This is a genomic window from Micromonospora sp. CNZ322 (assembly GCF_007827755.1).
Genome location: NZ_VITD01000001.1, coordinates 875,306 through 896,007, shown reverse-complemented (window position 1 = coordinate 896,007; position 20,702 = coordinate 875,306). Strand labels below are relative to the sequence as shown.

General features: G+C 70.0%; 17 protein-coding genes and 1 tRNA gene. 8 read left to right on the top strand and 10 right to left on the bottom strand.

All coding sequences use genetic code 11. The features are described from left to right. Positions 1-59: 59 nt before the first annotated feature. The 4 genes from ahcY to FB453_RS04160 all read left to right on the top strand — a co-directional run bounded on the left by ahcY (position 60) and on the right by FB453_RS04160 (position 7,024). Entirely contained in the window at positions 60-1,505 is a 1,446-nt protein-coding gene (ahcY, locus tag FB453_RS04175; RefSeq protein WP_145787578.1) for an adenosylhomocysteinase, read from the top strand. 14 nt (positions 1,506-1,519) lie between these two features. Next, complete coding sequence (locus tag FB453_RS04170; protein ID WP_145787576.1) at positions 1,520-2,497, top strand: carbohydrate kinase family protein; 978 nt, start codon at positions 1,520-1,522, stop codon at positions 2,495-2,497. 137 nt (positions 2,498-2,634) lie between these two features. Next, positions 2,635-5,472: a BTAD domain-containing putative transcriptional regulator gene (locus FB453_RS04165; RefSeq protein WP_186718028.1), complete on the top strand. Its 2,838-nt coding sequence runs from the start codon at positions 2,635-2,637 to the stop codon at positions 5,470-5,472. A gap of 160 nt (positions 5,473-5,632) precedes the next feature. Beyond that, positions 5,633-7,024: a glycoside hydrolase family 6 protein gene (locus FB453_RS04160; protein ID WP_145787571.1), complete on the top strand. Its 1,392-nt coding sequence runs from the start codon at positions 5,633-5,635 to the stop codon at positions 7,022-7,024. A 100-nt stretch (positions 7,025-7,124) separates the two neighbouring features. Here FB453_RS04160 and FB453_RS04155 read toward each other — a convergent pair whose 3' ends face one another. Next, the gene (locus tag FB453_RS04155; protein ID WP_145787569.1) at positions 7,125-8,369 is read right to left on the bottom strand and encodes an MFS transporter; all 1,245 of its coding nucleotides are present in this window, start codon (positions 8,367-8,369) and stop codon (positions 7,125-7,127) included. Between the two features lie 196 nt (positions 8,370-8,565). On the opposite strand from FB453_RS04155, the gene FB453_RS04150 reads away from it, so the two are divergent. Both FB453_RS04150 and FB453_RS04145 read left to right on the top strand, forming a co-directional pair. Continuing rightward, positions 8,566-9,216 (top strand): CGNR zinc finger domain-containing protein, encoded by a 651-nt coding sequence (locus FB453_RS04150; RefSeq protein ID WP_186718026.1) that lies wholly within the window; start codon positions 8,566-8,568, stop codon positions 9,214-9,216. A 200-nt stretch (positions 9,217-9,416) separates the two neighbouring features. Beyond that, positions 9,417-9,489, top strand: a tRNA-Arg gene (locus FB453_RS04145). 21 nt (positions 9,490-9,510) lie between these two features. Here FB453_RS04145 and FB453_RS04140 read toward each other — a convergent pair. From FB453_RS04140 to FB453_RS04120, 5 genes are all read right to left on the bottom strand, one after another. After that, positions 9,511-10,449, bottom strand: a complete 939-nt coding sequence (locus FB453_RS04140) for a M23 family metallopeptidase (RefSeq protein ID WP_145787565.1) — start codon at positions 10,447-10,449, stop codon at positions 9,511-9,513. A gap of 84 nt (positions 10,450-10,533) precedes the next feature. Further along, positions 10,534-11,133: an ATP-dependent Clp protease proteolytic subunit gene (locus FB453_RS04135; protein WP_145787563.1), complete on the bottom strand. Its 600-nt coding sequence runs from the start codon at positions 11,131-11,133 to the stop codon at positions 10,534-10,536. 137 nt (positions 11,134-11,270) lie between these two features. After that, on the bottom strand, positions 11,271-11,768 hold the full coding sequence (locus tag FB453_RS04130) for a helix-turn-helix domain-containing protein (protein WP_145787560.1): 498 nt from the start codon (positions 11,766-11,768) through the stop codon (positions 11,271-11,273). 112 nt (positions 11,769-11,880) lie between these two features. Then, positions 11,881-12,999: a hypothetical protein gene (locus FB453_RS04125; RefSeq protein ID WP_145787558.1), complete on the bottom strand. Its 1,119-nt coding sequence runs from the start codon at positions 12,997-12,999 to the stop codon at positions 11,881-11,883. An 11-nt stretch (positions 13,000-13,010) separates the two neighbouring features. Further along, the gene (locus FB453_RS04120) at positions 13,011-13,523 is read right to left on the bottom strand and encodes a SigE family RNA polymerase sigma factor (RefSeq protein WP_258397851.1); all 513 of its coding nucleotides are present in this window, start codon (positions 13,521-13,523) and stop codon (positions 13,011-13,013) included. 166 nt (positions 13,524-13,689) lie between these two features. On the opposite strand from FB453_RS04120, the gene FB453_RS04115 reads away from it, so the two are divergent. Beyond that, a complete protein-coding gene (locus FB453_RS04115; RefSeq protein WP_112603739.1) occupies positions 13,690-14,703 on the top strand; it encodes a potassium channel family protein in 1,014 nt (337 codons plus the stop codon). Positions 14,704-14,775: 72 nt separating this feature from the next. On the opposite strand, the gene FB453_RS04110 is transcribed toward FB453_RS04115, so the two are convergent. Next, a complete protein-coding gene (locus FB453_RS04110) occupies positions 14,776-15,255 on the bottom strand; it encodes a MarR family winged helix-turn-helix transcriptional regulator (protein ID WP_112581693.1) in 480 nt (159 codons plus the stop codon). Positions 15,256-15,337: 82 nt separating this feature from the next. Between FB453_RS04110 and FB453_RS04105 the strand changes: the two genes are divergently transcribed. Next, positions 15,338-15,982: an FMN-dependent NADH-azoreductase gene (locus FB453_RS04105; RefSeq protein ID WP_225855377.1), complete on the top strand. Its 645-nt coding sequence runs from the start codon at positions 15,338-15,340 to the stop codon at positions 15,980-15,982. A 69-nt stretch (positions 15,983-16,051) separates the two neighbouring features. On the opposite strand, the gene FB453_RS04100 is transcribed toward FB453_RS04105, so the two are convergent. The 3 genes from FB453_RS04100 to FB453_RS04090 form a co-directional block, all read right to left on the bottom strand. Continuing rightward, positions 16,052-17,086, bottom strand: coding sequence for a 2-oxoacid:ferredoxin oxidoreductase subunit beta (locus FB453_RS04100; protein ID WP_145787556.1), 1,035 nt, complete (start codon positions 17,084-17,086; stop codon positions 16,052-16,054). Continuing rightward, complete coding sequence (locus FB453_RS04095; RefSeq protein WP_145787553.1) at positions 17,079-18,926, bottom strand: 2-oxoacid:acceptor oxidoreductase subunit alpha; 1,848 nt, start codon at positions 18,924-18,926, stop codon at positions 17,079-17,081. The genes FB453_RS04100 and FB453_RS04095 overlap by 8 nt, the downstream gene beginning before the upstream one ends. 280 nt (positions 18,927-19,206) lie before the next feature. Continuing rightward, complete coding sequence (locus FB453_RS04090) at positions 19,207-20,685, bottom strand: hypothetical protein (protein ID WP_145787550.1); 1,479 nt, start codon at positions 20,683-20,685, stop codon at positions 19,207-19,209. Positions 20,686-20,702: the final 17 nt, after the last annotated feature.

Genomic DNA, 20,702 nt, shown 5'->3' with positions numbered 1-20,702 from the left:
ATGAGCCCGGTTGAACGGGACTCCAACGGTCCTCGACGCGGGTGGGGGAGGGTGCGGGCATGACTGGCAACTTCAGCGATTTCAAGGTGGCGGATCTGTCGTTGGCGGCCTTCGGGCGTAAGGAGATCGAGCTGGCCGAGCATGAGATGCCGGGTCTGATGTCGATCCGGAGGGAGTTCGCCTCGCGGCAGCCGTTGAAGGGTGCGCGAATCACCGGCTCGCTGCACATGACCATTCAGACGGCGGTGTTGATCGAGACGCTGGTGGCGCTCGGCGCGCAGGTCCGTTGGGCGTCCTGCAACATCTTCTCCACCCAGGACCACGCGGCGGCGGCGATCGTGGTCGGCCCGACCGGCACCCCGGACGACCCGGCGGGTGTCCCGGTCTACGCCTGGAAGGGCGAGTCCCTCGACGAGTACTGGTGGTGCACCCAGCAGGTGCTGCTCTGGCCGGACGGGCAGGGCCCGAACATGATCCTCGACGACGGTGGTGACGCCACGCTGCTGGTGCACAAGGGCGCCGAGTTCGAGGCGATCGGGGCGGTCCCGTCGCCGGAGAGCGCCGACTCGGAGGAGTACGAGGTCATCCTCGGTGTGTTGACGCGGTCACTGCGGGAGGACAACCGCCGCTGGACGCGGGTCGCTGCCGGGATCAAGGGGGTGACCGAGGAGACCACGACCGGCGTGCACCGGCTGTACGAGATGCAGCAGGCGGGCAACCTGCTGTTCCCGGCGATCAACGTGAACGACTCGGTGACCAAGAGCAAGTTCGACAACAAGTACGGCTGTCGGCACTCGTTGATCGACGGGATCAACCGGGCCACCGATGTGCTGATCGGCGGGAAGGTCGCCGTGGTGTTCGGCTACGGCGACGTCGGCAAGGGCTGCGCCGAGAGTCTGCGTGGTCAGGGTGCGCGGGTCATCGTGACCGAGGTGGACCCGATCTGCGCCCTCCAGGCGGCGATGGACGGCTACCAGGTCGCGACCATCGACGACGTGGTCGAGACCGCGGACATCTTCGTGACCGCCACGGGCTGCTTCAGCGTGATCACCAACGAGCACATGGCGCGGATGAAGCACCAGGCGATCGTGGGAAACATCGGCCACTTCGACAACGAGATCGACATGGCCGGTCTCGCGAAACGCGGGGACGTCGAGCGGATCACCGTGAAGCCGCAGGTGGACGAGTGGCGGTTCACGGACGGCCACTCGATCATCGTGCTGTCCGAGGGCCGGCTGTTGAACCTGGGCAACGCCACCGGGCATCCGAGCTTCGTGATGTCGAACAGCTTCGCCAACCAGACCATCGCGCAGATCGAGCTGTTCACCAGCACCGACCAGTACCCGATCGGTGTCCACACCCTCCCCAAGCACCTGGACGAGAAGGTGGCCCGACTCCACCTCTCCGCGCTGGGTGTCCGCCTCACCGAACTGACCAAGGAACAAGCCAACTACCTCGGCGTCCCGGTCGAAGGGCCCTACAAGCCCGACCACTACCGCTACTGAGAGGGCCCGTCCGCATGATCGCCGTATCCGGCTCGATCGCGACCGACCATCTGATGCGTTTCCCGGGGCGGTTCGCCGAGCAACTCATCGCCGGCAGCCTCGACACCGTCTCGCTCTCGTTCCTCGTCGACGACCTGGTCGTCCGGCGCGGCGGGGTCGCGGCCAACATCGCCTTCGGGCTCGCTCAACTCGGGCACCGGCCGGTGCTGCTCGGCGCGGTCGGCGGCGACTTCGGCGACTACCGCAGCTGGCTGGAGCGGCACGGGGTCGACTGTTCGGAGGTGCAGGTCAGCTCCGTCGCACACACCGCCCGGTTCATCTGCACCACCGACACTGACCTCTGCCAGATCGCGTCGTTCTATCCCGGCGCGATGGGTGAGCCCGACCGGATCAGCCTCGACGGTGTCGCCGCGCGGGCCGGCGGGCTCGGGCTCGTCATCGTCGCCGCGGAGAACCCGGACACGATGCTCGCCCGCGCCGCCGTCTGCCGCCGGCTGGGCCTGCCCTTCGCCGCCGACCCGTCACAGCAGCTGGCCCGGATGCCGTCGGCCGACATCGAGGCGATGATCAACGGTGCTCGCTACCTGTTGACCAACGAGTACGAGGCGGCCCTGCTGGAGTCGAAGACTGGGCTGAGCGAAGACGACATCCTGCGCCGCGTGGGCGTGCGGGTCGTGACCCTGGGCGCCAACGGGGTACGCGTCACCGGGCAGGACTGTGACTTCCTGGTCCCGGCGGCACGGGTGGGCCGCATCGTCGACCCGACCGGCGTCGGCGACGGCTTCCGGGCCGGCTTCTTCGCCGCGCTCGCTGCCGACCTGCCCATCGAGCGCGCGGCACAGGTGGGCTGCGTGCTGGCGGCGCACGTGCTGGAGGTTGAAGGCCCGCAGGAATACACGGTCGACGCCGACGTTTTCGAGCGCCGCATCGCCGACTCCTACGGTCCGGACGTCGCGGTCGACGTACGGGCGCTGGGGCTGGCTCGGGTCTGATCGGGCCAGCCGGGGGACGAGCCGGGCCCGTCCCCGGCGGTCTTCAGACGATTTACGACGATCAGCGAAGCTCGATCTTGACACTGTGATACCGGATGACTACCCTACGGGCCGATCTGCACATCGGGGGTGTCATCGTGGCGGTGCCGATCGACTTCATGGTGCTCGGGCCGCTGGAGGTTCGCGCTGGCGACCGACGCGTTGAGCTGGGCGGCGAGCGGCAGAGAAGGCTGCTGGCCGGTCTGCTTCTCCGCCACGGTCAGCTGGTGTCCGCCGCAGACCTGATCGCCATCGCCTGGAACGGGAACCCGCCCGCGACAGCTCGCAACCAGATCCACAGCGGAATTTGGCAGCTGCGTCGCACACTTGACCGCTACGGTGCGGCGCACCTGCTGGTTGGGGAGCGCGCCAACTACCGGCTTCGGGTCGACGCGAGTCAGCTGGACCTCGCCCGATTCAAGGACGCCGTGTCCGAGGGGCGACGCCTCGTAGCGCTTGACGACAAGCGCAAGGCTGCCGTCGTGCTGCGTCAGGCGGTGTCGATGTGGCGGGGCCCTGCCCTCGCGGATCTGAACGGCATCGTGCTGGAGCGCGAGGCGGCCGTTTTGGAGGAGATGCGCATCGCGGTTCTCGAAGAGTGCCTGGAGTGCGAGCTGACCTTCGGCGGCGGGGCCGCAGTGGTCGCCGAACTGACTGATCTGGTGGCGAAACATCCGCTGCGCGAGCGGCTCGCGGCCATGTTGATGACCGGCCTCTACCAGTCCGGACGGCAGGCGGAGGCGATCGAGGCGTACCAGCGCGTCGCTTCCACGCTCGCCGATGAACTGGGCGTCGACCCGGGCGACGAGCTGCGTAAGAGGTACGAGGCGATTCTTCGGCAGGACCGAGCCCTCGACCCGTCGGCGCGTCCCGAGGGCGTCACCCTTGCGTCGGGCACCGGTGCGACACCTGTTCGTCCGGCTCAACTTCCTATGCAAGGGGCCCTTTTCGTCGGCCGTTCTGCGAGTCTGGCCGAATTGGATGCGGCTCTGGTGACCGATCCCACTGACCAGCCGCACCCGACGGTCCTGTCCATCGTGGGCCATGCCGGTGTCGGCAAGACCGCGCTGGCCGTCCGTTGGGCGCATCGGGTCCGCGACCGTTTCCCGGACGGGCAGCTCTTTGTGAACCTGGACGGGTTCGGCCCGGACGGAACGGCGGCCCTCAAGCCCACCGACGTCCTACGAGACTTCCTGGAAGCGTTGCACGTTCCGTCAGACCGGATACCTCCCGGGCTCAACGCCCAGGTGGGTCTCTATCGCAGCGTCCTGGCCGACCGCCGGGTGCTGGTTGTACTGGACAACGCCCGCGATGCGGCACAGGTGCGTCCGCTGCTTCCGGGCAACCCGTCCTGCCTGGTCGTGGTCACCAGCCGAAACCGGCTCACCGGACTCGTCGTGAACGAAGGCGCTCAACCCGTCTCGCTCGGCATGCTGACCGAGGTGGAAGCGCACGAGTTGCTCACCCGTCGACTCGGCGTCGCCCGGGTCGTGCAGGACGCGGAAGCCGTCGACCAGATCATCCGCCGGTGCGCAGGACTACCCTTGGCGCTGGCCATCGTCGCGGCGCGTGCGGCCACCGACGCCCAGCTCTCGATCGAGGTCCTCGCCGATCGCCTCGGGAGCGGCGGGGATCTGGACGTCCTTGCCGGAGACGATCCGCGGTCCGACCTCCGGACAGTTCTCTCCGGCTCCTACCGCGCTCTCAGCCCCGAACGCGCCCGACTGTTTCGCCTGCTCGGCCTGCATCACGGCCTGGAGATGGCCGTCTCGACCTGCGCCAGCCTGGGCGGCCTGCCGCTGGACCAGACCAGCCGACTGCTGGCCGACCTGGTAGCCGTGCACATGGTCGAGCGGCGTTCGACAGACCGGTACGCGCTGCACGATCTCCTGCGCGCATACGCGCGCGAACTGGTCAATGTTCACGAGACCGAGCGCGATCTGCGCGCCGCGCGGCATCGGATGCTCGACCACTACCTGCACACCGCCCATGTCGCCGATCGCCTGATCTATCCGCACCGGCGTGACTCGATCGACCTGGCGGCGCCGCAGCCCGGCGTGACCACGGAGGTCCTCACTGACAGCGACGCGGCGTTCGCCTGGTACACGCACGAACGGCGGGCGCTCGTCACGGCCGTCGACATGGCAGCCTCGCACGGGTTCGACTCGCACGCTTGGCAACTTGGCTGGACACTGACCACCTTCCTCAATCGATGTGGGTGGTGGCACGAGTGGGCTGCGGTCGAGGCCACGGGTCTCGTCGCTGCGCAGCGACTGAAGGACCGCAGGGCCGAGGCCCGCTGCCATCGCGGCCTCGCCAACGCCCACACCCGTCTGGGGCACTACGAACGTGCCCGCCAGCACCACGGGTCTGCCTTGAAGCTGTACGTCGAGATCAGGGACCGGACCGGGCAGGCCCAGGTCCACAGCAATTTGTCCTGGTTGGCCGAGCGCCAGGGAAGCTACCGTGACGCGCTGGCACACGCCGAACAGATGCTGCATCTCCATCGGCATGCGGGCCCCGAGTCTGGCGAGGCCAGCGCACTCAACGCGGTCGGGTGGTATCACAGCCTGCTGGGCGACCACACCCGCGCGCTTGACTACTGCGGACGCGCCGTTGCTCTCATGCAACGCCTGGGCGACCTCCACGGTGAGGCGTACGTGTGGGACAGCCTGGCGCATGTTCACCACCAACGAGGCGACCACGCCCAGGCGCTCTCCTGTGGGCGGCGGGCGGTCAACCTGTCGGCGGAGGTCGGTGAAACCACTCTCCAGGCCAGCGCGTTGGCCCGCCTCGGCGACACCTACGAGGCCGCAGGTGACCTGGCCGCCGCGTGGAAGGTGTGGCATCAAGCCTTGGATGTCTATGACGGACGTGACGAGGTGCAGGCGGCAGCCATTCGAGAAAAGCTGAAGGTCAGCATCTACGGCTCCTGACTGCCGACCAGTTGGGACACCCAGACACGGACCCCCAAACACGAGCATCTGGCTCATCGACGAGTGTTCACACCTTGGCAGCGGTGCGCGCCTCCGCTAACGTCCATGGGAACGCTCCCATGAACTTAGATACATCTATGTGATCTGGAGGCAACACGTCGTGGCTATTCTCTCCTCGCTCCGCCGCAGATCGGCGGCCATCAGCGTGGCGGCCGTCGCGGGCGCCACCGCCGTCGGCGTCTGCCTCGCCGTCAGCAGCGCCTCCGCCGGCACGCTGTCCGGGTCGCTCTACCGTGACCCGAGCTCGGCCGTCGTCCGCTGGGTGGCCGCCAACCCCGGCGACTCACGTACGGCCGTCATCCGCGACAAGATCGCGAGTCAGCCGCAGGCGCGCTGGTTCGCCAACTTCAACCCCTCGACCGTGCAGTCCGAGGTCTCCGGTTTCATCGGCGCCGCCAACGCGGCGCAGCAGATCCCGGTTCTGGCCGTCTACGAGATCACCAACCGGGACTGCGGCGGGGCCAGCGCCGGTGGGGCGCCGGACCTCAACCAGTACCAGACGTGGGTGTCCAACTTCGCCAGAGGACTGGGCAACCAGACCGTCATCATCATCCTGGAAACCGACTCGCTCGCTCTGCTGACGTGCCTGAGCGCCGCCGAGATCAACGCGCGCAACCAGGCGATCTCGACGGCCACCCGGACCATCAAGTCGGGCAACCCCAACGCCAAGGTGTACCTCGACGGCGGCCACTCCACCTGGAACAGCGCGGGTGAGACGGCGAACCGGCTCCGCGCGGCCGGCGTGCAGTACGCCGACGGCTTCTTCACCAACGTGTCGAACTACAACTCCACCTCCAGCGAGGCGAACTTCGGCCGGGCGGTCATCTCCGCCCTCAACGGCATGGGGATCTCGGGCAAGCGCCAGGTCATCGACACCAGCCGTAACGGGGGCGCCAGCGGGGACTGGTGCGGCGACGACAACACCGACCGGCGCATCGGGCAGTACCCGACGACCAACACCGGCGATGGCAACATCGACGCGTACCTGTGGGTGAAGCCGCCGGGAGAGGCGGACGGCTGCCGCTTCACGGCCGGTTCGTTCCAGCCCGACCTGGCCTTCAGCCTGGCCAACGGCGCGCCCAACCCGCCCACCACCACCCCGCCGACGACGACGCCGCCGCCGACGACCACTCCACCGACCACGACCCCGCCGACGACCACGCCGCCGACCACCCCTCCGCCGAACACCACTCCGCCGGCCGGTGACGGCTGCTACGCGTCGATCGCGGTCAACCAGTGGGCTGGCGGTTTCACCGCGAGCGTGACGGTCACCGCCGGCAAGTCGGACATCAACGGCTGGACCGTGACCGTCCCGCTGCCCGACGGCGCGGTCACCAGCGCCTGGAACGCGCAGGTCAGCGGCACCAGCGGGACCGTAGGGTTCACCAACGTGAGCTACAACGGACGGGTCCTCGGCCGGCAGTCGACCACCTTCGGCTTCCAGGGCACCGGCACCGGCCCGGGTGTGTTGGCCGACTGCGTGACCAGCTGACCCCAGCCGATGCGACGGCCCGGCGCGGAGGACCACTCTCCGCGCCGGGCCGCTCTCTGCCACCCCGGCTGAACGCCCAGGTCGCGCTCGCGCTGCCCGTCTACGTCCGCACGCTGGTGGCCTGTGGCTTCTCGGCATCGCGGCTGCGGGTCGGTCGCACCAACCAACTGCTGTGGTCGGGCTTGTGGCTCCTCCCTCTCCCGCGGGACATCTCGTGGCCGGCGAGCAACACGATCGCCACGGCCGTCAGCAGGCCACCGAACAATGGAATGACGCGCACCCCGGCCGTCGCCAGCAGACCCGCGCCGATCAACGAGCCAGCCGCGAGGCCGAAGTTGAAGGCGACGCTGAGGCTGGCCGACGCCATGTCTGTGGTCGACGGGGCCACCTGCATGACACGGTGCTGGATTCCCGCGATCAGCGAACTGAACGACATCCCCGCCACGGCTAGCAACGGGATCGTCAATGCCTTGCTCGCGCCGACTCCGTAGAGGCCGAGCATCGCGGCGGTGAGGAGCCCGAGTAAAACCAGCACGACACCGAGCGGAAAGCGGTCCAGGACCCGGCCGACCGCCCAGGTGCCGGCGACACCGAACGAGCCCTGGACGAAGAGCAGCAGGCCGAGAGATGCTGCGGCGAACCCGCTGACGTCGAGGAGGAAGACGGTCATGTAGGTGAACGCGCCCATGGCGCCGGTGACCGCGAGAATGGTCGCGACGAGGAGAACGACGAAGCGGTGCCGATCCGGCATCGGCCCGATGTCTCCCGCACTCTGTTGCGGTGTGACGCTCGGTAGGAGCAGGGCGACCGCGACGCAGGCGACGAAGCCGAAGACGGCCATCGCGACGAAGGCCGCCCGCCATCCGGCCTGCCCGCCCAACCAGGTGCTCAGCGGCACGCCGAGGACCGGGCCGAGAGCGTTACCGATCGACAGTCGAGCCACGATGCGGCCTCGGATGTTCGCGGGGAACATTGAGATCGCCACCGGGAACACCACCGCCCAGAAGACACCGTTGGTGGTGGCGGACACCAGCCGCGCGGCGAGCAACACCTCATAGGAGGTTGCGAAGGCCGACACCGCCGTCGCCGCGGCGAACACACCGAGGGCGCCGGCGAGCAGCGGGCGTCGGGGCACACGCCGAGTGACCCGGGTCAGGGGGAGTGCCACAACCATGACCACCACGGCGTACCCGGTCACCAGCAGGCCGGCCTCGGACCTGGAGCGTCCCAGGTCTGGCGCGATCAGCGTGAGCAACCCGATTGGAAGCACTTCGGTGGTGACGTAACAGAAGGTGGCGGCGGACAACGCGGCGAGGGCATAGACCGCGCGTCGTTCATGCACCATTGGCTGCCTCCCAGATCCTGGACGTCCGTCAATGATCCCGGCTATCTGTATTTTGACGGTAGCATAGATGCTTGGGCATTCTTCGCTGCCGATCCCCTTCCCTTGCGCCGGCGTATCAGGCCAGGCGGGTCACGCCGACTCCTGGACTGGACGGGGAATAACCGTCGTAGACGGTCTAGGTGGTAGCATCGTCGGTATGCCACTCGACGTGTGCCAGCTACCGTTGGTCGGCGGCCACCCGGCACTCGATCTGGCCAACACCCTGGAGCGAGGGGGCGAGTCGCCGCACGATTTCCTGACCGACAGTTCCGCCCTGCTGCGCTGGTCGGTCCGGGTGGGCGTGGTCAGCGACGCGGAGGCCGACCAGGTGGGGCGGGCGTGGCGCGACGAGCCCGCGGCGGCGCACGCGGGACTGGCCGCCGTGCGGGACATCCGTGAGGGCCTCCATCTTGTGCTGCTTGCGACGATCACGGACACGGACGGTGGTACGGCGGGTGACCCCATCGCCGCCGGTGCCGCGCTGGTCGCTCTGCATCAGCGCTGGTCCGGCGCGGCCGCCCGAGCGAGATTCGTGCTCGACTCGTCCCGGGTGCGGCTGGCCTACGGCACGGTGCCGGCCATGTTGGTGCCGGACCGGATCGCCGAGGCCGCCCTCGACGTCATGCTGACGGCCGACCTGACCCGGGTGCGCCGCTGCCCGGTGCTCGAAGGGGGCTGTGGCTGGCTGTTCCTCGATCAGAGCCGCAACGGTTCCCGCCGCTGGTGCCGCATGGCGGACTGCGGCAACGCGGTGAAGGCGCGACGGCTCACTGAGCGTCGCCGTGCCGCCCGGCCCGCCAGTTCGTAGCCGGTCGACGATGGTGATCGATGGCGTGCGTGGCGAGTTGCCGACGGCAGCGGACGGGTGCTGACCTCATGTCGGTTCCACTGGCGTCCCGTCGGGTTGTCGCCCGGTGCTGGGACAACAGGCGTCCGGATGGCGGGGTGAACGCCTGCCGCTCCCTGCCACCCCAGCTGCACGCCCGGGTCGCTAGACTGGGCCCTCGCGCCCCCGTAGCTCAGGGGATAGAGCATCGGTTTCCTAAACCGTGTGTCGCAGGTTCGAATCCTGCCGGGGGCACGTCATAGAGCAGCGGGTCAGTCAGGCGGCGTAGATCAGCTTGACTCCGTCCAGCCCCAGAGCGGCTGCCCGCGTGCCGCGGACCCCGCTGTTGAGGTTGCGCCAACTGTTGTTGCTGGCGGCCTCGTGCACCCATCCGTCGACGACGTTGTAGATGTGCTTCACCCCGTTGACGTTGAGCGCGGCCAGCGAGGTGCCCTGTGCGCCGTGGATGCCGGTCCACAGGTTGGCCCAGCCGGCGTTGCTGGCGGCCTCGTGGATCCGGCCGCCGTTGAGGGTGTAGAGGATCTTCGTGCTGCCCACTGTGATCGCGGTCGTCGCCGTGCCGGTCACCGCACCCGCGCTGCCGGAGACCGGTAGGGCGCGCCAGCCGGCGTTGCTGGCCGCCTCGAACACCTGACGGGGCTGGTCGGCCGGGTTCTGCTGGATGAAGACCAGCGGGCTGATCCGGGTGCCGGCCGGGTCGATCATGTGCCAGCGCAGGTGCGGGCCCGTCGAGCTGCCCGAGCCGGGTGCGCCGGCTGCGCCGCCGGAGCGGCCCACGATCGTGCCCGCACCCACGCTGGTGCCGTTGGCCAGCAGGAACTGGGACAGGTGCAGGTACTGGCTGCGGTACCCGTCCGCATGCTGGATCGTGACGGTGTGACCGCCCGTGCCGTTGTTGGGGATGTTCTGGATGGTGCCGGCGCCGCAGGCCGGCAACGCCGTGCCCACCCCCATCCCGAAGTCGATGCCGCCGAGTGATCCACGGCGGAGGTGACCCTCCCAGGTATCGGTGATCGGGTAGGCGCTGAACGGGTTGTAGATGGCCGGCGCGGCCTGTGCGGCCTCGGGAACCAGCAGGCCACCGGTGCTGATGGCACCCGCGCCCAGCACCGCCGCGCGCAACATCGTGCGGCGACTCACGGCGGAGGTGGTCGTGTCGCCGCCGCAGCAGCTGCCTTCGTGACCGTCCGTCATTCCCACTCCTTCTGCGCCCGCCAACGTATCTACGGAGGCTAATGGGTGGGGTGCTCTGGCGGTACCGGAGCCACCAGACGTTGATCAGAGCGTCGGCAGCTGTTCGGCTCGGGTGACCACCTGGTCGATGAGGCCGTACTCCCGGGCCTGCTCGGCGGTGAACCAACGGTCCCGGTCCCAGTCCCGCTGGATCTCGTCGAGGGCTCGTCCACTGTGCTGGGCGATCAGCTCCTGCATCGTCCGCTTTACGTGCAGCATGTTCTCCGCCTGGATGGTGATGTCGGCGGCGGTTCCGCCCATCCCGCCGGACGGCTGGTGCATCATGATCCGCGAGTGCGGTAGCGCGTACCGCTTGCCGGCCGTACCCGCGCAGAGCAGGAACTGCCCCATCGAGCCGGCGAACCCGAGCGCCAGCGTCGCCACGTCGTTGCGGACGTAGCGCATCGTGTCGTAGACAGCCATTCCCGCGCTCACCGAACCGCCCGGCGAGTTGATGTAGAGGTAGATGTCCCGGTCGTCGTCCTCAGCGGCGAGCAGCAGGATCTGCGCGCAGATCTGGTTGGCCGACTCCTCAGTGACCTCGGTGCCGAGGAAGACGATCCGCTCGCGCAGCAGCCGCTCGAACACCTGGTCACCGAAGGACGGCTGCCCGCCCTCCAACATCCGCACGTCGTACCCGATCATGTGCCGCCGCCTTCCGCCGTGCCGGCGGGCGGTGGGGACCACCCGGGGGACCGGCCTCTCCAGCGTGCGGGCGACCACGGTGGCTGGCCCAGTGATTCTGCCGCCGGCAGATCCGCCGACGGCAGAACCCACGCGGCCTACGCGACGGTCACCCGCCGCAGGCCCAGCCGGGTCTGCGCGCAGTCAGCAAGGGCGGCGGTACGCGGACCGGGGCGCAAGCCACCAGCGGAGGCTTTTCCGACGACGATGAGGGTCGGCTCGCTCGCCACCGGCCCTCGGTGCAGGACGAACCCGCCGACACGTGGACCCACCAGCAGTGTGGCGTTGCCGATCTCCCGGCGAGTCGCATCGACCCGCTCCAGGTGGGTGAGCGCGGCGCGCGGCGCGGCCGGGAGGCGGGGCTCGACGCGGCGCATGTCGTCGCGGGCCTCGCCGAGCAGGTCGGCGAGGCTGATGCCGAGCGCCCGGCAGATCGCCGCCAGCACCTCCGACGAGGCCTCCTTTCGACCTCGCTCGACCTCCGAGAGGTAGGGCACGGAGACGTCGGCCGACGCGGCTACCTCTCGCAGCGTGCGGCCCTGACGCTGGCGGTGACGGCGGAGCACTCCGCCGATGACTCGTCGCAGCAACGACATGCCGGCCTCACTTTCGCGGTCGTCGTCGGGAACACCCTCATCATGCCCGTCCCCGGCCGTCCGGACCGACCCGTCGGGCCCGCGCCGCTCCGGCGGCGCGGGCCCGGGGCTCTCACCGGTGCAGGTGGGTGTGCCAGGCGGCCGGGTCGCCCACCAGCGTGATCGTCGGGAACAGCGCGCGAGTGCCACCGGTGGGAAGTAGAGCGCTGTCGTCGATCGTCACGTTCGCCCCGTTCACGTCGTAGACGGTCAGCGACTCGTTGCCGTCCTCCCCGCTGAACCGCGCCTGGTGCCCACCGACTGTGGTGTTCGGGTCGACGTACGCCTTGTCGGCGGGATCGGTGACGTTGCGGTAGCGGGAGACGCCGACGGATAACGTCCGGGCCCGCTGCCACTGTGGCTCGGCGGTGTCGGGCTGTGCGGTCCAGGTCCAGCCGGCGTACCAGGATCGGGGCTCGTCCAGTGACTCGTTCACGTCGAGCGTGATCATCCGTAGGTTGGCCGGGACGCCCGCCACCGTCGCCGGCATCGGGACGGGGTCGGAGCCGAAGCGCAGCGACCGGGCAACGTGCGTCGCCGTGGCTCGCACGTCCGGCCCGGCCCCGACCATCCGCAGCTGCGCCCAGCCGTCCGGGGCGTACCGCCAACGCAGGATCGCCTCCGGCTTCTCGGCACCGGAATAGCTGGCGAAGACACTGGGCCCGCCGTTCAGCTCAGGGCCTGCCTCGGTGGCACCGGCCACGGCGGGCTCAGCGCTGTCGCGCTGGGGTGCCGACGGTTGCACGCCCTTCGGGAGAAGCGAGACCGCCACGAACTGTCGCTGGTCGTCGGTGCGGCCGTTCGACGCGCCGAGGTGGACACCCGGGCCGGAGAGGAGCAGTCCGGCCTGGTACTGGAGATCCCGCAGCCCGTCCGGCAGCCAGCCGAACCGGACGTACACCCGCTGTGGGTCGACAGTGGTGAGCGCGACCGGTAGGCCGGTCTCGCCACCGGCGGGCGCCGTGCCGAGCGGGGCGGGGGCCGGCGGTCGGTCCGGGGTGAGCAGGTTGGGAAGGGTGAGCCCGCCGACGGTCAGCGCCACCGCCAGCAGTGCGGCGCCGGCACCCTGAGTGAGGTGCCGTTGCCGCCGTGCCGTGCTCATCGCCCGTTCCACGTCCAGCACGACGGAGGGCCGCTCGGCCGACTCGATCTCGGTCAGCATCAGGTCGCCGATCTGGCGTTCGTCCAGCATCGTCACTCCTCTCAGTTCGCGGTCAGGGTGGGGGTGAGCAGGGTGCGCAGGGTGGCCAGGCCCTTGGCGGTCTGGCTCTTCACCGTCCCCGTCGAGCAGCCCATGGCCCGGGCGGTCTCCTCGACGCTGAGGTCCTGGAAGTACCGCAGCACCAGCACCGCGCGTTGGCGTGGCGGCACCTGCCGCAGCGCGCCCACCACTGTGATCCGGTCGGTCGGGTCGGCAAAAGCCCTGGACACGTCGGGCAGCGCGGCGCCGAGGCGGACCCGCGCCCACCGCAACCGCCGCTCGTCGATCAGTCGCCGCACCAACATCGTGCGGACCAGCGCGTCCAGGTGGTCGGCCTGCCGGGCGCGTGCCCACGAGCGGTACAGCTCGGTGAGCACCCGTTGCAGGATGTCGTCGCCCCGGTCCCAGTCCCCGCACATCAGGTAGGCGGTGCGCCGCCACTGCACCATCCGGGACCGGACGTACTCGGTGTATTCGTCGTCGGCCTCGGCTTGCCGTCTGCCGCTCGTCGTCACGAGGGTCGCGCCCCCTCCGTCTGCCGGCCTGCACCGGTTCGTCGTTGTCGTCCGGTAGTCGGGTGCGGGCGCGCCGCCGGTTGTCCGCCGCAACCCGGGCGTGCGGTCGCCGGTGTACCCGCTATGTTGTGGGCGTGCAGGCGACGGCGGGGGAGCAGGTTCGACGGTGATCCATTTTCCCGCGCAGCGCCGGGGCCCACTGAGCGCGCTGAGCCTTCGGCTCGCCGCCGCACTGGGCCTGGTCTTCGCCGTGGTCGCCGCGGTCTACCTGGGCCGGGACGGCTACCGCGATGTCAACGAGGACGGCCTCACCCTCCTCGACTGCTTCTACTACGCGGTCGTGTCGCTCTCGACCACCGGCTACGGGGACATCACCCCGGCCGCGCCGTCGGCCCGGCTGGTCAACGTCCTCTTCATCACCCCGGCCCGAGTGATCTTCCTTATCATCCTGGTCGGCACCACCCTGGAAGTTCTGACCGAGCAGTACCGGACCGGCCGTCGCCTGTCGCGGTGGAGGAGAGCCGTGAAGGACCACGTCATCATCTGCGGCTACGGCACCAAGGGGCGCAGCGCTGTCTCCGCCCTGATGGAGAACGGTCTGGACCGCTCGCGGATCGTGGTGGTGGAGCGCAGTGCCGCGGCCCTGCGGCAGGCCACCTCCGCTGGGCTGGTGGCGATCGAGGGCTCGGCGACCCGTTCGTCGGTGCTGAACGAGGCGCACGTCAAGAACGCGAAGGCCGTGATCATCGCGACCGACAGTGACGACGCGTCGGTGCTGGTCGCGCTGACGGTACGGCAGCTCACCGCCGGACAGGTCCGCATCATCGCGGCGGCGCGGGAGGCGGAGAACGCCCCGCTGCTCAAGCAGAGTGGCGCGCACCATGTGATCGTCTCCTCGGCCACGGCGGGCCGGCTGCTCGGCCTGTCCACATCGGCGCCACCGCTGATCGACGTGGTGGAGGACCTGCTCACTCCCGGCCAGGGCATGGCGCTGGCGATGCGTTCCGCCGAGCGGGACGAAGTGGGTCGCTCGCCGCGCGAGCTGGAGTCGTTGGTGATCGCCCTGGTGCGGCGGGGCAAGGTGGTCACCCTGGCCGACCGGGCCGGCGCGGTGATTGAGACCGGCGACATGCTGGTGCACGTACGCGACGACCGCCCCCAGTCGGCCACCACCGCCTGATCGTCCCACCGCGATCGGCCGGTGTGACCGTTGGCATGACGGCGCCGCTGTCGCCGCTGTGGTGAGGCGGCGTCAGCAGGCGTCGTCGGCGACGCAGATCGCCTCGGTGCAGTTGACTGCCGTGCCGGCGGAGGCCCGGCTGAGCAGTTTGTAGAGCGTCTCCCGCTCGGCGGGATCCAGTGCGCCCAGCACCTCGTCCTCGGCGCCGGCCAGGGCGCATTCGGCCTCACTGAGGCGTTTTGCCCCATCTTCGGTGAGTTCGACGACATGTCGGCGGCGATCCTCGGGCGAGCGCCGACGCTCGATCAGCTGCTTCGCCTCCAGGTCGTTGAGCAGCCCGACGATGTTCGTGCTGTCCATTTCCAGGATGGTGGCGAGCGCTTGTTGCCCGGTGCCGCCGCCGGCGCGCAGCACGGTGAGCGCGACCAGATGCCGGGGGCGTAGCCCCAGCGGCGCCAGCACCGACTCGGACCGCAGTCGCATCCGCCGGGCCAGATGGTCCAGGAGTGCGCCCGAGCGGTGCTCGGAGGAGTCGAGCGGCTGCGCGGACATGTGACCCAGTCTACCGACCCTGCGGAACATCGGCCTGCTATAAATAGTTGGTGCCTCACGAACGATTTCTAGAGGAGGAATGATGCACCTGCTACATATTGATTCGAGCATCCGCGGTGACTGGTCGGTCAGCCGGCGACTCACCTCCCGCGCGGTCGACGCATGGCGTGCGGCCCACCCGGACGGCACCGTGGCCTACCGGGACCTGGGCGCCGAGCCGCTGCCGCACCTGGACTCGGAGGGTGGGCTGGCGCGAATGACCCCTCCGGATCAGCACACGCCGGCCCAGCGCGAGTCCTGGCAGCTCAGCGAGCGGCTCGTCGACGAGGTGAAGCAGGCCGACGTGGTGCTGCTCGGCCTGCCGCTCTACAACTTCGGCGCGCCCAGCAGCGTCAAGTCCTGGGTCGACCACCTGATCGTTCCCGGGCTGGCGTACGACCCGACGACGCAGGAGGGCCTGCTCGGAGGGCGCGAGTTCGTGGTGCTGGCCACCCGGGGCGGCGGCTACGGCGAGGGCACCCCTCGCTACGGCTGGGACCACGCGGAGCCGTGGCTCCCGCACGGCCTGTCAATGACCGGCATGCAGCCGCGCTTCATCAGCGCCGAGCTGACCCTGGCGCCGTCGGTGCCGGCGATGGCCGAGCTGATCCCGCTGCACGAGGCGAGTCTCGCGGCGGCCGAGAAGGAGATCGACAACCTCTGGACGCCGGCCACCGCCCAGCGCTGAGGCAGCGCCGGTACTGACGAGAGCGGCCGCCCCGGATCGGGGACGGCCGCTCTCGTCAGTACGGACGGGTCAGATGATCGTCCAGGTGTCGCCGCTGCCCAGCAGGCCGGCGAGCTGCTGCTCGGGGGTCTCGGTGACCTTTGCCTTGGCGGCCGCGAGCTGCGCCTGCACCACGCTGTCGTAGGACGGTCGGTCCACCGAGCGGAACACCCCGATCGGAGTGTTGCGCAGGTCCAGGCCGGGCAGCCGGGACAGCGCGAAGGCGTACGCCGGGTCGGTCACCGTCGCGTCGTGCACGACGATCTCCTCCGGGCGGACCGAGCTGGTGTCCCGGACCTCCAGGCCGAAGCCACCCGGCGGGTGCACCACGCAGAACTGCCCGTCGGCGCCGAAGGTGATCGGCTGCCCGTGCTCCAGGCGGATCAGGTAGTCGTCCCGGGTGGACGGGTCCTTGAGCTGGTCGAACGCCCCATCGTTGAAGATGTTGCAGTTCTGGTAGATCTCCACGAAGGCCGAGCCCTCGTGCTCCGCGGCGGCCCGCAGCACCGACTGGAGGTGCTTGCGGTCGGAGTCGATGGTGCGGCCGACGAAGCTGGCCTCCGCGCCGAGAGCGAGCGAGAGCGGGTTGAACGGGGCGTCCGCCGAGCCGGCCGGTGTCGACTTGGTGATCTTGCCGACCTCGGACGTCGGAGAATACTGGCCCTTGGTCAGACCGTAGATCCGGTTGTTGAACAGCAGGATCTTGAGGTTGACGTTGCGCCGCAACGCGTGGATCAGGTGGTTGCCACCGATGGAGAGCGCGTCGCCGTCGCCGGTGACCACCCAGACCGACAGGTCCGGCCGGGACACCGACAGGCCGGTCGCGATCGCCGGGGCCCGACCGTGGATCGAGTGCATCCCGTACGTGTTCATGTAGTACGGGAAGCGGGACGAGCAGCCGATCCCGGAGACGAAGACGGTGCGCTCCCGGGGGATGTTCAGCTCCGGCATGAACTGCTGGATGGCTGCCAGGATCGCGTAGTCACCGCAGCCGGGGCACCAGCGCACCTCCTGGTCGGACTTGAAGTCCTTCGCGGTGAGCTTTACGGCGACGGGCTCAGACATTCTTCAGCACCTCTTCCAGCGTCGTCTCCAGCTCGGCGGCCGTGAACGGAAGGCCGCGGACCTGGTTGTAGCTGATCGCGTCGACCAGGTAGCGGGCCCGGATGACGTGGGCCAGCTGGCCCAGGTTCATCTCCGGGATGACCACCTTGTCGTACGAGCGGAGCACCTCACCGAGGTTGGCCGGCATCGGTGCCAGGTGCCGCAGGTGCGCCTGGGCGATGGAGAGGCCACGCTGGCGGACCCCGCGGCACGCCGCGCCGATCGGCCCGTACGTCGAGCCCCAGCCGAGGACCAGCACCCGGGCGTCGCCGTCCGGGTCCTCCACCTCGATGTCCGGCACCGGGATCGTCTCGATCCGGGCGGCCCGGGTGCGCACCATGAAGTCGTGGTTGGCCGGGTCGTAGGAGATGTCCCCGGTCTTGTCGGCCTTCTCCAGACCGCCGATCCGGTGCTCCAGGCCCGCGGTGCCGGGGATCGCCCACGGCCGGGCCAGGGTCTCCGGGTCACGCAGGTAGGGCAGGAAGGTGGTGCCGTCCTCGCCGTTGGGCTTGGTGGCGAACTCGACCCGCAGGTCGGGCAGCGACTCCACGTCCGGCAGCAGCCACGGCTCTGAGCCGTTGGCGACGTAGTTGTCGGACAGCAGGATCACCGGGGTGCGGTAGGTGAGCGCGATCCGGGCCGCCTCCAGCGCCGCGAAGAAGCAGTCCGACGGGGACCGGGGCGCGATCACCGCGACCGGCGCCTCACCGTGCCGACCGTAGAGCGCCATGTTGAGGTCGGCCTGCTCGGTCTTGGTCGGCATTCCGGTCGACGGGCCAGCGCGCTGCACGTCCACGATCACCAGCGGCAGCTCCAGTGCCACCGCGAGCGAGATCGTCTCGCTCTTGAGCGCCACGCCGGGGCCGCTGGTGGTGGTCACGCCGAGCGATCCGCCGTAGGAGGCGCCCAGTGCGGCGCCGACGGCGGCGATCTCGTCCTCGGCCTGCACGGTGAGAACGCCGAAGCGCTTGTGCTTGCTCAGCTCGTGCAGGATGTCCGACGCGGGCGTGATCGGGTACGCGCCGAGGAAGACCGGCAGCCCGGAGCGGACCCCGGCGGCGACCAACCCCAGCGAGAGCGCCGCGTTGCCGGTGATGTTGCGGTACGTGCCCGGCTTCATCTTGGCCGGCTTGACCTCGTAGCGGACCGCGAAGTCCTCGGTGGTCTCGCCGAAGTTCCAGCCGGCCTTGAAGGCGGTGACGTTCGCGGCGACCAGCTCCGGACGGGCCGCGAACTTGCGCTCCAGGAAGCGCAGCGTCGACTCGTAGGGCCGGGAGTACATCCAGGAGAGCAGGCCGAGCGCGAACATGTTCTTCGACCGCTCGGCGTCCTTCTTGGACACCTGGTGGGCGGCGAGCGCGCCGACCGTCATCGAGGTCAGCGCCACCGGGTGCACGACGTAACCGGCCAGCGAGTCGTCGTCCAGCGGGCTGGTCTGGTAACCGACCTTGGCGAGGTTGCGCTTGGTGAACTCGTCGGTGTTGACGATGATGTCCGCGCCGCGTGGCAGATCGGCCAGGTTGGCCTTCAGCGCCGCCGGGTTCATCGCCACCAGCACGTTGGGCGCGTCGCCCGGTGTGAGGATGTCGTAGTCGGCGAAGTGCACCTGGAAGCTCGACACGCCGGGCAGGGTGCCGGCGGGAGCCCGGATCTCGGCGGGGAAGTTTGGCAGCGTGGAGATGTCGTTGCCGAGCTGCGCCGTCTCCGAGGTGAACCGGTCGCCGGTCAGCTGCATGCCGTCGCCCGAGTCACCGGCGAACCGGATGACCACGCGGTCGAGTTGACGGATCTGCTTGGTCACTGTGCCACCTTCGTTCGCGACTGCGGGGCTTGCCCGGCCACGGAACCTCCCTGACGCAACGCTTCACCGCACCGCCCCAGGCTGGTCCGGCCGCTGTCGTTCCTCACCTGAGAGCCTACGTCTAAGGGAGCCCTAACCATCCCCGGAGGTCCGCCGACTGGGACCCGAAGTAGTCGTGAAACGCCCACATTCGCGGTGTTACGCCCCGCCCGCCGTAATTCAGATCACCACCGGGTCGCGCCGATGACCCCGGCCGCGCGCTGCCGGGGTCATCCGTCGATCAGTCGGCGGGGTTTGGCGCGGGCTCCGGCGGCGGGCCGCCGAGCCGGCGGCGCAGCGAGGTCGTGGCCAGCGTGAGAGCCAGCATCACCAGCAGCGTGGAGACCGCGATCAGGATCACCGCGGTGCGCTGCACCGAGGTCAACCCGCCGCCCCGGGTCGTGGCACCGGCGGGCAGTACGCCCTGCGAGCCGGTCGGTGCGGGCGGGGAGACCACCGGCGTGGCCAGTGCGGCCGCCGCGGTGATCCGGAAGCTCATCTGCACCCGACGGGTCGGACCGCTGCGTGGATCGAGTTGACCGATCAGGGCCCCGGACAGCGGCGCTTCGCGCTGCGCCTGCGGCGTCGCCTCCACCGGCAGCTGCACCTCGGCTGTCGTGCCGGCCAGCACCACACCGGCGTCGCAGCGGGTACGCGTCGGGTCGACCGCCACGCAGCCGATCGGTGGGGTCGGCACTGTCACCCCGGCCGGCAGGACGACCTCGACCCGGCCGGCGGCGTCCACTGCGCCGGTGTTGCCCAGCCGGAGCGTGAGGGTGCTGGGGCCGCCGCTGATGTCGAAGGCCACCTCGTCGGCGGCGAGCGCGATCCCGGGCACCGGCGGGCCCGCTGGGAAGAGCACAGCGAAGCCCTGGTCGTCGCTCGCCTCTCCGGCCGCTCCCGGCGCGTCCGCGATGACCTGGACGGAGCCGCTGAGCGGCATCTGCTTCCACGCCGTGCCAGCGACCCGCAGCCGCAGCACGGTGCTGAACCGGACGCCCGCTCCGGCGGTCCAGGCCCCGCATCGGTACGTCCCACCACCGGCGGCGGCACAGCCCTTCGTGCCGGCATCGGTCAGCCCGGCGGGCAGCGTGTACGAGAGTCGGATCTGTTCCGTGGCGGTACCGGTGTTGTGCACAGTGACCTGGAGGGTGGCGACCGTGCTCGGCGTGTTCCAGTACGCCTCGGTGAGGGTGACGTCGCCGGTGGTGACCTGCACGCCCAGCGGGCTCTGCGGCGGCGGCGCCGAACCCGGGGCGGGCGGGCGGACCGTCGGCGCCGGCGGTGTCGGCGGGGCGGGGAGTGCCGTCGGTGGCACCGGGGGAGCCGGGCTGGGCGGTCGGGTGGTGCCGCCCGGCGCGGGCGCGCTGGTGGTTGGCGCCGGCGGGACCTCCGGGGCGGTGGTCACCGGCGCCGGTGGCGTCGTCTCCGGTGGCGGCGCGGTGGTCTCCGGTGCCGGGTCGGTCGGCTCGGGTTCGCCGCCCGGGTCTTCGGTCGGGGTGGGCTCCTCCGCCGGTGTGGTCGGGGGCACCTCGCCTCCCGGCTCGTTGACCGGCTCGGCCGAGGTCGCGACCGGGTCCGCGTCCGGCGCGGCCGCGCTGGCCCAGGCCGGTCCCACGGCGAGCGCCGTGAGCAGGCCGAGCGCGAGCGCGGTCGCCAGCAGGGGCGTGGAACGTCGCCCCTCCGCCCGGTTACCGGGCGATGCCTTCACGCGGGCCATCTGACCTCCGGTGACAT

What these genes read in the sequence shown, in the direction of transcription:
- ahcY (WP_145787578.1), top strand. Translation starts at nt 60, where the DNA reads ATGACTGGCAACTTCAGCGATTTCAAGGTGGCGGATCTGTCGTTGGCG.
- FB453_RS04170 (WP_145787576.1), top strand. Translation starts at nt 1,520, where the DNA reads ATGATCGCCGTATCCGGCTCGATCGCGACCGACCATCTGATGCGTTTC.
- FB453_RS04155 (WP_145787569.1), bottom strand. Translation starts at nt 8,369, where the DNA reads ATGGTGCATGAACGACGCGCGGTCTATGCCCTCGCCGCGTTGTCCGCC.
- FB453_RS04150 (WP_186718026.1), top strand. Translation starts at nt 8,566, where the DNA reads ATGCCACTCGACGTGTGCCAGCTACCGTTGGTCGGCGGCCACCCGGCA.
- FB453_RS04140 (WP_145787565.1), bottom strand. Translation starts at nt 10,449, where the DNA reads ATGACGGACGGTCACGAAGGCAGCTGCTGCGGCGGCGACACGACCACC.
- FB453_RS04135 (WP_145787563.1), bottom strand. Translation starts at nt 11,133, where the DNA reads ATGATCGGGTACGACGTGCGGATGTTGGAGGGCGGGCAGCCGTCCTTC.
- FB453_RS04130 (WP_145787560.1), bottom strand. Translation starts at nt 11,768, where the DNA reads ATGTCGTTGCTGCGACGAGTCATCGGCGGAGTGCTCCGCCGTCACCGC.
- FB453_RS04125 (WP_145787558.1), bottom strand. Translation starts at nt 12,999, where the DNA reads ATGCTGGACGAACGCCAGATCGGCGACCTGATGCTGACCGAGATCGAG.
- FB453_RS04110 (WP_112581693.1), bottom strand. Translation starts at nt 15,255, where the DNA reads ATGTCCGCGCAGCCGCTCGACTCCTCCGAGCACCGCTCGGGCGCACTC.
- FB453_RS04105 (WP_225855377.1), top strand. Translation starts at nt 15,338, where the DNA reads ATGCACCTGCTACATATTGATTCGAGCATCCGCGGTGACTGGTCGGTC.
- FB453_RS04100 (WP_145787556.1), bottom strand. Translation starts at nt 17,086, where the DNA reads ATGTCTGAGCCCGTCGCCGTAAAGCTCACCGCGAAGGACTTCAAGTCC.
- FB453_RS04090 (WP_145787550.1), bottom strand. Translation starts at nt 20,685, where the DNA reads ATGGCCCGCGTGAAGGCATCGCCCGGTAACCGGGCGGAGGGGCGACGT.